Source organism: Oligella urethralis DSM 7531 (assembly GCF_000372065.1).
In the GTDB taxonomy this organism is placed as follows: Bacteria; Pseudomonadota; Gammaproteobacteria; order Burkholderiales; family Burkholderiaceae_B; genus Oligella; species Oligella urethralis.
This window is the reverse complement of sequence record NZ_AQVB01000016.1, coordinates 35,209-47,118: the sequence shown is the minus strand read 5'-3', so window position 1 is coordinate 47,118 and position 11,910 is coordinate 35,209. Positions and strand designations below refer to the sequence as shown.

Annotated in this window: 12 protein-coding genes; 4 read left to right on the top strand and 8 right to left on the bottom strand. The window is 47.1% G+C overall.

The features are described from left to right. A partial coding sequence (locus tag A3GA_RS12480) for an integrase core domain-containing protein (protein ID WP_155966280.1) occupies nucleotides 1–186 on the top strand: 186 nt, incomplete at its 5' end. Between the two features lie 147 nt (nucleotides 187–333). On the opposite strand, the gene A3GA_RS0109155 is transcribed toward A3GA_RS12480, so the two are convergent. The 6 genes from A3GA_RS0109155 to A3GA_RS0109130 all read right to left on the bottom strand — a co-directional run bounded on the left by A3GA_RS0109155 (nucleotide 334) and on the right by A3GA_RS0109130 (nucleotide 6,592). Continuing rightward, nucleotides 334–1,203 (bottom strand): alpha/beta fold hydrolase, encoded by an 870-nt coding sequence (locus A3GA_RS0109155; RefSeq protein ID WP_018027104.1) that lies wholly within the window; start codon nucleotides 1,201–1,203, stop codon nucleotides 334–336. A gap of 23 nt (nucleotides 1,204–1,226) precedes the next feature. Next, nucleotides 1,227–2,444: an acetate/propionate family kinase gene (locus A3GA_RS0109150; RefSeq protein ID WP_018027103.1), complete on the bottom strand. Its 1,218-nt coding sequence runs from the start codon at nucleotides 2,442–2,444 to the stop codon at nucleotides 1,227–1,229. Nucleotides 2,445–2,466: 22 nt separating this feature from the next. Then, entirely contained in the window at nucleotides 2,467–3,849 is a 1,383-nt protein-coding gene (locus A3GA_RS0109145) for a bifunctional enoyl-CoA hydratase/phosphate acetyltransferase (RefSeq protein ID WP_018027102.1), read from the bottom strand. Between the two features lie 171 nt (nucleotides 3,850–4,020). Continuing rightward, nucleotides 4,021–4,809, bottom strand: coding sequence for a MetQ/NlpA family ABC transporter substrate-binding protein (locus tag A3GA_RS0109140; RefSeq protein WP_018027101.1), 789 nt, complete (start codon nucleotides 4,807–4,809; stop codon nucleotides 4,021–4,023). A gap of 110 nt (nucleotides 4,810–4,919) precedes the next feature. Continuing rightward, nucleotides 4,920–5,579: a methionine ABC transporter permease gene (locus A3GA_RS0109135; RefSeq protein ID WP_018027100.1), complete on the bottom strand. Its 660-nt coding sequence runs from the start codon at nucleotides 5,577–5,579 to the stop codon at nucleotides 4,920–4,922. After that, nucleotides 5,576–6,592: a methionine ABC transporter ATP-binding protein gene (locus A3GA_RS0109130; protein WP_018027099.1), complete on the bottom strand. Its 1,017-nt coding sequence runs from the start codon at nucleotides 6,590–6,592 to the stop codon at nucleotides 5,576–5,578. Before A3GA_RS0109130 ends, A3GA_RS0109135 begins: the two co-directional genes overlap by 4 nt. Nucleotides 6,593–7,060: 468 nt before the next feature. On the opposite strand from A3GA_RS0109130, the gene A3GA_RS0109125 reads away from it, so the two are divergent. From A3GA_RS0109125 to A3GA_RS0109115, 3 genes are all read left to right on the top strand, one after another. Continuing rightward, nucleotides 7,061–8,068 carry an ABC transporter substrate-binding protein gene (locus A3GA_RS0109125; protein WP_018027098.1) on the top strand — a complete coding sequence of 336 codons (1,008 nt, stop codon included), beginning with the start codon at nucleotides 7,061–7,063 and terminating at the stop codon, nucleotides 8,066–8,068. Nucleotides 8,069–8,243: 175 nt separating this feature from the next. Then, nucleotides 8,244–9,101, top strand: a complete 858-nt coding sequence (locus tag A3GA_RS0109120) for an ABC transporter permease (protein WP_018027097.1) — start codon at nucleotides 8,244–8,246, stop codon at nucleotides 9,099–9,101. Next, nucleotides 9,098–10,357 carry a quaternary amine ABC transporter ATP-binding protein gene (locus tag A3GA_RS0109115; RefSeq protein WP_018027096.1) on the top strand — a complete coding sequence of 420 codons (1,260 nt, stop codon included), beginning with the start codon at nucleotides 9,098–9,100 and terminating at the stop codon, nucleotides 10,355–10,357. The genes A3GA_RS0109120 and A3GA_RS0109115 overlap by 4 nt, the downstream gene beginning before the upstream one ends. A 90-nt stretch (nucleotides 10,358–10,447) precedes the next feature. On the opposite strand, the gene A3GA_RS0109110 is transcribed toward A3GA_RS0109115, so the two are convergent. Both A3GA_RS0109110 and panB read right to left on the bottom strand, forming a co-directional pair. After that, nucleotides 10,448–10,984, bottom strand: a complete 537-nt coding sequence (locus tag A3GA_RS0109110) for an SET domain-containing protein (RefSeq protein ID WP_018027095.1) — start codon at nucleotides 10,982–10,984, stop codon at nucleotides 10,448–10,450. After that, complete coding sequence (panB, locus tag A3GA_RS0109105) at nucleotides 10,984–11,805, bottom strand: 3-methyl-2-oxobutanoate hydroxymethyltransferase (protein ID WP_018027094.1); 822 nt, start codon at nucleotides 11,803–11,805, stop codon at nucleotides 10,984–10,986. The genes A3GA_RS0109110 and panB overlap by 1 nt, the downstream gene beginning before the upstream one ends. Nucleotides 11,806–11,910: the final 105 nt, after the last annotated feature.

Below are 11,910 nucleotides of genomic sequence, written 5' to 3'. Positions count from 1 at the left end.
CGATTTAATCGAACCTATCGCGAAGAAGTGTTGAATATGCACCTCTTCAGTACACTAGAGCAGGTTCGTTGGTATACCGAAGAGTGGATAACCATTTATAATACCGAAAGACCTCATGAGTCGTTGGAACGCTTAAGTCCTGTTAACTACAGGTTAAGAGCACATTCTACTTTCGGGCTGTGTTAAGAATGGGGTAGGTTCAGAACGATTGCCGACACAGAAAGCGAAGGACATTACTGAGCTTCTGCCTCATCGTTGGCAAGCGCCAAACGACACCAAGAATTAACACAATGCCCCGACAAAATCGGGGCATTGAACGTTTAAAAACGGAAGTCAATCGGAGTTCACCGGACGCTTACGCTGACACTGCGCCAACCACGCTTCAATCGTCTGCAATGCCTCAGGCTCATCTAAAAAGGGCACATGCCCACGGTCCTTGAGCGTACACGCCAACATATCAGCTCGTCTTTGCTGCATCGCCAACACCGTCTCAGCACAGAGAATATCTGAGTTTTCACCACGAATCACAGCCACTGGTTTATCCGCGAGTAAATCAAAGAAGTCCCACAGCACTGGATTTTGCTCAATATTGCTTTCTACAAAGCTCTGACGCAAGGCTGGGTCATAAAAAAGCTTCACCCCGTCCTCAGCTTGTAAATACTGGTGTTGCGCCTCCTCTAACCAACGCGAATCAGGTACCTGATGAAAGCCGACACGCGCCGCTTTTAAGTGCGCCGCCATCTCTTCTAAAGTCCTAGCCGTGGGTGCAATGCCTAGATAATCGCCGATATTAAGCAAACCCGCCATTTCAATCACCGGACCAATATCATTAAAAAGCACACCCACAATACGCTCTGGTGCAGCATAAGCCAGCCCCATCGCAATCAAACCACCACGTGAGGTACCGATAAAGGCGGCACGCTCAATCCCTAACTGCTCCATCACCTCAAGCACATCCGCCGTTTCTTGAGGCACCGTGTAACTCGAGGCCTCACGCCAGTCAGAATAACCACGACCGCGGCTATCAATGCGCAATAAGCGTATCTTAGGATCGAAATGAGCAGCTAAATACTCAAAATCCAGGCTATTCCGCGTTAAGCCCGCCAAAGCAATCACCGTCAGCCCCTGATAGCCCTCGGGATGGCTATCACGATAAAAAATCTGGGTCCCGTCTTTTAGTGTAAGCTTCTTTCCACTGCGCATAGACACCTCCTTGATAGACTGACTTAACAGACTTCGGCAACAGCCTTTTCAGCAAGTAAGGCACGCGCTGCACGGACAATAATCACCTCCTCATCGGTCGGGATCACCATCACTTTAAACTTGGAATCTTTAGCACTAATGAGTCGTGTACCTTTACCCTGCGTATTACTGATGTCGTCTAAGCTCACACCCATCCAAGCCAAACCCTCGCAGACCTTACGTCGCACCAAGGATGAATGCTCACCAATACCGGCAGTAAAGACTAATAAATCAATGCCCTGCATAGCAGCAGCCATCGATGCCACGCCGGCACATACCTTGTGGGTAAAATAATCAATCGCCCGCTTCGCTGCCTCTGTGCCAGCCTCAGTCAAGACCCGCATATCATTGGATAAACCGCCAGACAAACCTAGTAAACCCGATTCCTTATAGAGGATACGGTTTAGGTCCTTGATACTCATCCCCTCGGTCTCTAAGAAGTGCAATATCACACCGGGGTCTAATTGACCGCAGCGAGTACCCATCGGCAAACCATCAATCGCAGTAAAGCCCATGGTGGATGCCTTGCTCCGGCCTGCCTCAATAGCACATAAGGAGGCGCCATTACCCAAGTGCGCTACCACCACCTTGCCCTGATGCAATTCCGGTGCGAGACGCGCTACCTCCGCATTAATATATTCATAACTTAAACCGTGGAAACCATAACGCAAAATCCCCTCTTCATAATAATGATAAGGAATGGCAAAGGCGTTATCCACAAAGCTCTGGCTACGATGAAATGCCGTATCAAAGCAAGCAATCTGCGGCACTCCAGGGAAAGCCTCCATGGCCGCATGAATACCCGCAATATTGTGTGGTTCATGTAGCGGCGCAAGTTTAACCAAACGCTCAAGATTTTCTAGCACCTCTGGGCTAATAAAAATGGGTCCATCGAAACTTCTGCCACCATGTACCACGCGATGACCAACCGCTTGCACCTCAATATCAGGAAAAAAGTAAGCCATCGCATCTAACACCACCTGCATGGCGGCCTCATGCGTGTCCAATGAATACGTCTTAGGTAGCACCAAAGGCTGCCCCTCAATATCCTTAATGCGAACATTACCACCCGTACCGATCTGTTCGCAACGACCTACCATACTCTCTTTTTCTTGTTCATCAAGGTAGAGGGCGAACTTTAAAGAAGATGAACCAGAATTCAGTGCTAAAAAACCTTTGGCTTTTACCTTCTTAACAGTCATGAACGCTCCTTTAAACAATCATTTATTTACTTTGTTGATTTGCATACTGTAAACACACCACGGCGCAAGAGGCTAAGCGCGACATCTCGCTATCCGCACGTGAGTTTAAAATCACCGGTACCTTGGAGCCCAGTACTAAACCAGCGCCTTCAGCATGCGCAACATAGGTCATTTGCTTAATAAACATATTACCGGCGTCTAAATCCGGCATCACTAGGATGTTTGCTCGACCGGCCACCTCACTGACAATGCCCTTGGTGCGAGCGGCATTTTCGTCAATGGCATTATCCATGGCCAAAGGTCCTTCCACCAAACCACCGGTAATCTGACCACGATCAGCCATTTTGGATAATAGGGCCGCATCCACCGACGACTGAATGGCTGGATTCACCATTTCCACTGCCGATAACACCGCCACCCGTGCCTCTGTTCCTAGTGAATTCGCAAGATCAATGGCATTTTGAGCAATATCGACCTTCGTGTTTAAATCTGGGTAAATATTAATCGCCGCATCACTGATATACAGTAACTCTGGGCGACTCGGCGCATCCATAATAAAGACGTGAGTAAAGCGACGACCCACCCGTAAGCCATGCTCCTTATTCAGCATGCCGCGCAATAAATCATCGGTATGTAAATGCCCCTTCATAATTGAGGCGGCACGACCCTCGTGCACTAATTTACACGCTTCAATCACGACCTCCTGATCGCTGCCGGGCACCGTAATAATCTCAAATTGGGAAATATCCTCGCCCATCTTTTGGGCAGTTTCGCGAATCTTATTTTCATCCCCTAACAGAATCGGGATAATAATGCCCTCTTTGGCTGCCAGTAGCGCACCGCCTAAGGAGTTTTTATTGTGGGGACACACCACCGCCACAGGAATCGGGTCGCATTGCTTAGCGCGCGCTAAGAGCTCCTCAAAATGACGATGACGCTGTACCAATAGACCCGGTACGTCCATATTGTCCCGTTCAAATTTAACCGTCGGTGCGATCACATCAGTGTGACCATCCAGAATTAATTGATTATCTGAAACACGAGTCACGGACAATTTGAGGGTCACCACATGATTGTCCTTTTTGTCCGTTACCTCGACCTTGATTAACATCTCATCACCAGGATGAGCACGCTCATGCGCTTCAAAACTGTAATTTTTAAAAGCCGCACCAGGGCCGGGTAGGATATTGCCAACTACCGCGGAGACGATGGAGGCCACAAACATGGTAGGTGCCATATTTTCCGGCTCGCCATCGCCGTCAACATCGTAATTAGGTAAACTACTCGGATTGTAATTACCCGAAGCTGAAGCAAATACATACAAATCATCGACTGTAATGAGGCGACGTAATTCAGCTTTTTCACCTACTTGCAACTCATCAAAGGTGCGGTTGACTAAACGCATAATGTAAATTCCTTTATTAATAAATGACAGTCTACTGACCATATATATAATTTTAACAGCTGCAAATGACTACACCATGACATCAAGCTAATATAAAAATAAAGCCTCACCTAGCTTGTTGGCTAAGTGAGGCTATCAGCTGAGCAGTGTCAACTAGAATAATGGCAGCGATTAGAAGGCTGGCACAACGGCACCTTTATACTTATCTGCGATGAATTTCTTCACATCCTCGCTCTGTAAGGCCTTCAGTAGCTTTTCTACGCGCCCATCCTTTTCATTACCCGCTTTCACTGCGACTAAATTCGCATAAGGTGACTCAGAACCCTCGATAATTAAGGCATCCTCTAAGGGGTTTAAACCAGCTTCAATGGCATAGTTAGTATTAATCAAGGCTAAATCCACATCATCTAACACACGCGCTAAGGTTGCTGCTTCTAATTCCGTAAACTTTAACTGCTTAGGATTTTCAGACACATCACGTGAAGTGGCTAATAAATTTTCTGGATCTTTTAACTTGATAAGACCGTTTTTTTCTAATAGCAATAAGCCACGAGCTCCATTGGATGGGTCATTAGGAATGGCCACGCGAGCACCCTCTTTCAGATTCTCGATGTTATCGATTTTCTTAGAATAGGCACCGAAAGGCTCAACGTGAACTAAGCCCACGCTCACTAAATCCGTACCGCGCTCCTTATTAAAGCTATCTAAGTAGGGCTTATGCTGGAAAAAATTCGCATCAATCTGACCATCCGCCACTTGCTGATTAGGCTGCACATAATCAGTAAATACCTTAATATCTAAGTCCACGCCCGCCTCCTTAAGGGCTGGCTTAATATGCTCTAGAATCTCGGCGTGCGGTACCGGCGTGGCCGCAATGCTTAATTTGTCCGCTGCTAGGGCTGGCTGTAAAGCCACAGCGGCAGTTAGGGCCAGCGCTGAAAAAATAGATGTTAACTTCATATAAAACTCCAATGTTTGAAAAATCCCTTTAATAATATACAAAGCCCAAGAAAAAAGCTATAAAAACAAGGCGCTATATAACCTGAAGCTATATAGATAGCTAGCTCTGATTATTTACGATTCATTTTAGCAACCAGCCGATCGCCAAACATCTGAATCACTTGCACCAGCACCACCAAAATGACCACGGTAATCAACATCACTTCAACCTGATAGCGTTGATAACCATAGCGGATGGCAATATCACCGAGACCGCCACCGCCGACCACCCCACTCATGGCAGTATAACCAATGAGGGTAATGGCGGTGACCACCACCGCACTGATAATACCGGTGGTTGCTTCAGGTAATAAGGCATAAAACACCGTTTGTCGAGGTGTCGCCCCCATGGCTTTACAGGCCTCTGAAATACCTGGATCTAGCTCCCGCAAGACATTTTCCACTAAACGCGCAAAAAACGGCGCAGCCCCCACCACCAACGGTGGAATTGAACCTGGCACGCCTAACGCCGTACCCATTACAAAGCGGGTAAATGGAATTAAAATAATTAATAAAATTAAAAAAGGTACTGAACGTAGGACATTCACCACCAAGGATAGCAATTGATAGACGGGCTTATTCGCCAATAACTGTCGCTCACTGCATAAAAACAAATAAATACCTAAAGGCAAGCCGATAATCACTGTAAATAGCAAGGACCAGCCGGTCATGATCAAGGTATCTAGGGTCGCCTCAAGAATCAGGCTCCAATCAACTCGTTGAAAATTCACGCCTCTAATACCTCATACGTCACATGATTTGCTGCTAAAAATTGCGTCACTTGTGCTTGTTGTGCAGCATCACCATCAATTGACACCACCAGCTGTCCATAGGCCGTGTCTTTTAACTGGCCAACCGTACCCTGCAGAATACTGACTTGCACCCCCAACTCCCGAGATAAATGACTGATAATGGGTTGTGAAGTACTTTCACCACGATAGCTGAGGCGTAATACCTGAACTCCACTGTCCTTAACCAGGCGCTTCCACGCTTGCGCATCCACCCCACTACTCTCCTGCAATAATGACTGCGTGGTTTGATGCTGCGGATGCAGAAAGACATCAATCACCTCACCCTCTTCGACTAAATGCCCCTGATCTAAGACTGCCACACGATCACACACACTGCGAATCACATCCATACTATGGGTAATCAACACAATGGTAATACCAAGGCGCTGATTAATATCCTTAAGTAGGGCAAGAATGGCCTGCGTGGTTTCGGGGTCCAAAGCGCTGGTCGCCTCATCACACAGTAACAGCTCTGGGTTATTAGCCAATGCGCGCGCAATCCCCACGCGCTGCTTTTGCCCACCGGATAGTTGGGCCGGGTACTTATGCCTATGCTCGGTTAAACCAACAATCTCCAACAGCTCCAGCGCGCGCGCCTCTCTGTCCTGTTTAGACACACCCAGTAAGCGTAAGGGTAAGCAGACATTATCTAAGACCGTACGTGAACTTAATAAATTAAAGTGCTGAAACACCATGCCGATACGATGACGCAACTGACGTAATTGGGCGCCCCTGAAGGCACTAATATCCTCATCGTTAAAGTAGACTTTGCCGCTACTCGGTCTTTCCAGTAGGTTTAAGAGACGAATTAAAGTAGATTTACCAGCACCCGAACGGCCGATAATGCCGTAAATAGCGCCACGCTCAATGCCTAAATTTACATCACTTAGCGCCGTATGTACCGGTCTACCCCGAGTCTCAAAACGTTTATAAATATGTTCTAGACGTATCAAGGTTATTCCAAAAAATAATAGCAATTATTAAATATTGTAAACAATTTATGCCATCAATTGAACCTTGTCAGCGCTTTAGACAAGAGCTCAAGCCTATAACTTACGCGACGTGAGACGAAAATGGCTGGGAGCCCTTGGGTGCTATCGCCCTCAACAGCGAATTTGCAATCTAACATGATCTGGGTTATGGTTATATATTATTTAAAATTTCTTCTGTGTACTTGTAGTTAGTTCAAATTTCTTTAAGAATAAACTTTTAAGTGGGTTTTTCATCGCTGTACATGCTACTTAGGTGAGTTAAAGGGATTTAAATTTTCTACTACGGTATCTGTCAATCTGGGGATCATCATCCCTACCTTGTATTGACGAGCAACTCGTTTTGTTCGTTTTCCGCAAAACTCTTGGCGTACGTAGTTGGCTACAAATATTTTTGTATGAACAATGTAATACTTAAGGAGCTTTTCACGCATGAAAATCAAGCATAAAAATCTATTATGCAGCGCACTCACCGCTGCAACGCTCAGCTTCGCTGCGTTTAATACAGCAGTCGCAGCGCCGACCTGCGAAGTTGATCGCACCATCAATTTCGGCGGCATGAGCTGGGAGTCCAATCTAGTACTAACGGATGTACAGCGCTTAATTCTAGAGCACGGCTACGGCTGCAAAACCGAGGTTTTACCAACGGAGACTTTACCGGCCTTAGCTGCCTTAGAACGCGGTGACTTGGATGTTAATACTGAAATCTGGTTAAACTCCATGGGCACCATTTGGGATGAGGCCTTAGCGCGTGGTCGCGTGGTTCGTTCCGGTGATTTATTTTTAGGTGGTGAGGCGTGGTTTATTCCTAAATACGTACAAGAGCGTTTCCCTGAACTAAAGTCAGCCGCTGATCTGGTGAAATTCAAAGAGGAGTTCAAAGATCCAGAGAATCCGAGCAAAGGTCGTTTCTATGGTTGTCCTGCTGGTTGGGCGTGTGAGGTCGTCAGCACCAACCTCTTTAATGCCTTGGAACTCGGCGATGATTTCACCTACTATCAACCCGGCACCGGGGCTGCCCAAAAAGCTGCCTTAATGTCCGACTATCGTCGCAAAAACAATATCGCCTTCTACTACTGGTATCCAACCCCGCTTGTGGGCTCATTAGACTTGGTCGAATTAGAATTACCAGAATATGATGAAGCCAAGCATAAGTGCTTAACCGATGTGGATTGTCAAAACCCCGAGCCGAATGCCTATCCTAGTAACCCGGTCTTTGTTGCTTTAAATAAAAAGTTTTCAGAAGAAGCGCCGCAATTAAAAGCCTTCTTCGATAAAAATGAAGTGCCTTTAGAGGTGATCAATGCCACCCTGGCTGAAATGGAGGAATCCGGTGATGAATCCATGGATGTCGCCAAATGGTTCCTCGCCGAATACCCTGAGGTATGGACTAAGTGGGTACCAGCAGAGGTAGCCGAACGTGTTCAAAAGTCACTCTAAGTCGCTGAGCTTAGTCGCTTAGGCTCTAATGAGCGCTGCCTTGCTAGTGAGCGCTAGCGAGGCAGCTAGTTTGATGCAAAAAGCAATCCTACACAGGATGAGTCATCGTTGTTTGCATTGATCGCCCCCCTGACAAATCGACACCTATACAATCTTATTAAAATAATTTCAATCTATGTTTCCAGAAATATTCTCCGCTCGTGAGGCAAGACGAGCAATTGACGGCTTTGTCGATGATTTAGTCGTCAATTATGCCGATACCCTCACCGCCATGTCACAACCTTTTCTAAAAATATTGGTTTGGATCGAACAGCTTCTTCGCGGCGCACCGTGGTGGAGCATCATCTTAGCGGTAGTGATACTCGCCTATTTAGCCAGTCGCCGCGTCTTCTTTTCACTCAGCATGGGCTTGTTGCTCTTTCTGATGGGCTCTATCGGCCTCTGGGATGCGGGTATGGAAACCCTGGCGCTGATGATTATGGCCACTGTGCTCTCCGTCTTGGTCGGCATCCCCTTGGGGATTATCACCGGCAAATCCAAAATCGTCCGCTCGGTGATGTTGCCCTTGTTAGACGTGATGCAGACGTTGCCAAGCTTTGTGTATTTAATTCCTGTCGTGATGCTATTTGGCTTGGGCAAAATCCCCGCCATTATTGCAACGGTTATTTATGCTGTACCGCCACTGATTCGTCTGACTGATTTAGGTATTCGACTAGTGGATAAAGAGGTACTCGAAGCATCACGCTCTTTTGGCGCTAATTCCTTACAGCAATTATTTGGCGTGCAATTACCCTTAGCTTTACCCAATATCATGGCCGGTCTTAATCAGACGACCATGATGGCACTCTCCATGGTCGTCATTTCATCCATGATTGGCGCCAGAGGTTTGGGCTATGAGGTACTTCTCGGCATTAACCGCCTAGAAGTCGGTCGCGGCTTATTAGCAGGTATTGGCATTGTGATTTTAGCCATACTCTTTGACCGCATCTCACAGTCTTATGGTAAACGCATTCAAAATCGAGAGTCCAAATGAGTAAAATCGAAGTAAAAAATATTTATAAAATTTTCGGTAAGGAACCGAAAAAATGGCTTGAGCCGGTTAAAAACGGCATGAGCAAGCAAGAACTTTTAGAAAAAAGCGGTCATACCTTGGGACTTAAAGACATTAGTTTAAGTATTGAGGAAGGGAGTATTTATGTGATTATGGGTTTATCAGGCTCTGGTAAATCCACCCTCATTCGCCATTTTAATCGACTGATTGATCCGACGGACGGTCAAATTTTGGTTGATGGCGTGGATGTGATGAGTCTAAATAAGCGAGAATTACAAGCATTCCGTCGCAAAACCATGAGCATGGTTTTTCAGCGCTTTGGGCTATTGCCACACAAAACCGTGTTAGACAATGCCGCTTACGGGCTCATCACCCAAAAAGTACCTAAAAAAGAGGCCCATGAAAAAGCTCGCTATTGGCTAGAGCAAGTGGGATTGCGAGGCTTTGAAGAGCAATACCCCAATCAATTATCTGGCGGCATGCAGCAGCGTGTAGGCTTAGCGCGTGCCCTAGCCACGGATACCGACATTATCCTGATGGACGAGGCCTTTTCAGCGCTTGATCCGCTGATTAAGCGAGAAATGCAAAATCAATTGATTGAACTGCAGGATCGTTTAAATAAAACCATTGTCTTTATTACCCATGACTTGGATGAAGCGCTACGTTTGGGTAACCGCATTGCGATTTTAAAGGATGGTGCCTTAGTGCAAGAGGGCACGCCGGAAGATATTTTATTATCACCGCAAAGTAGCTATATTGAGAACTTCCTCCAAGACGTGAATCGCGGTAAAGCGCTAAATACAGCGCATGCGATTAATACACCACCGCTAAAGCTCACCATGCGTGCTCGCCCAGCCCATGCCTATGAGCGCATGAAAGCCTTGCAGCTGAGCTTTGCCCCCGTCCTAGATGGCCAAATTTTTGCCGGCATTATCAAGCTCGCCGCCGCCGAAGAAGCCATGCAGCGTGGCCTCAGAGATATCTCCAGCGTAGTTGTTGAAGCCGCCACGGTGTCTGCTGATGTCAATTTGGAAGAGGTGCTACCACATATGATCCAAACCGATAGTGATGAACCCGTGGTCGTCACCACGGACAACGATGAGCTGGTCGGTGTGCTATCACGTAGTAAAGTCGCGGAGTTGGTAAGCAGCACCAATACTGATGAAACACTCAGTAGCGTGGCGACCAGTGAGAATGGCAATGCGGCAATAACTGAAGCAAGCACGCAAGTCGAGTAGCCTTAACCCACCGCCTCAAGGCAAATGCAAAAGCGACGTCTCTCAATCAACATGCGAGGAACGTCGCTTTGCTTAAGGCTAAGGCTAAACTTATTCTGCGTCCTCAGCACCCTCTTCAAATGAGGCAAGATTCAGCATAGTACCGCGGCATTGCTTACTACCACAACAACAACGATAATGACTTTTAAGCGTTTCCGTGAGCTCATCATCGATGATTAAACCGTAGTCAAAGGACAACTCCTCGCCCTGTTTAATATCACGTAAGCTATAGATATACACCCGATAACCGTTTTTACCCTCACGTGCTTCGCAGTTCGGCTCGCAGCTATGATTGATCCACTTAGCCGCATTACCTTTGGTACCCCCATCAATGGTTTCCCCACTACTTAAGGAAAAGAAAAAGGTATGATAGGGATCGTCTGGATCCACTGGCCACATGGCATCCGCCTCTTCGGCACTAATCCGACGACCGGTATACTCAATGATCAGGGTATCTTTAGGTATATCACGAATGGCAAACACCCCTCGCCCATGGACCTGCGACTGGCGCACCTCAACCCATGGCGCACCGGGTATTTTGCGAGCTTTTCGATAGCGCTTTTTAGGCTTGGTTGAGGTCTTGGACATTATTTTTTAACGCCAAAACAGTGATCCAAGCTCGGGAAACTACCCTCTCTAACACCCGTTGCGTAGGCTGTCACACCCTCACGAATCACAGCCGCCACATCACTAAATTGCTGCGCAAACTTAGGAATGCGCCCGTGGGTAAGATTAAAAATATCCTCCGCCACCAACACCTGACCATCACAGGCCGGGGAGGCACCAATACCGATGGTGGGAATGCTCACCGCCTCACTGATACGACGTGCTAAAGGCTCTGCCGTACCCTCAATCACAATACCCCAAGCGCCGGCCGCCTCTTGTGCCAAGGCGTCTTGATAAATACGCTCGGCTGCCTCATCGCTCAGACCCTGCGCTTTAAAACCACCCATGGTATGGAAGTATTGAGGCATCAAACCGATATGGGCTAACACAGGAATACCGCGCTCAACTAAAAATCGCGTAGTCTCCGCCAAATACTCCCCGCCCTCAATTTTGACCGAGTCAGCGCCACTCACACGCAGTAGCTTAGCAGCGTGGCGAAATGCCATTTCAGGGGACTCCTGAAAACTACCGAAAGGCATATCCACCACCACCGCACAACGTTGAGTCGCACTCACCACCGCTTTAGCGTGTTGTGCCATCATATCCACCGTAATGGATAAGGTGTCCGGCATATCATAGCCAACCATTGCGGTAGAATCACCAACCAGAATAAAATCCACCACCTCGTCCAAAATTCGTGCAAAGGGCGCCGTATAAGAAGTCAGTGAAACAATTTTTTGCTCGCCCTTCATGGCTTGCAATTGGGGGATGGTAAGACGCTTAATCTGCGTATGAACGCTCATAACAATCCTCAATTTGATAATAGCGTGCCAGTTTACCCGCTCTAGTCAATGGGAAACCGCTAAAGATTATATTAGTTTAAGCATAGCACTTGTGCATTGCAAGTT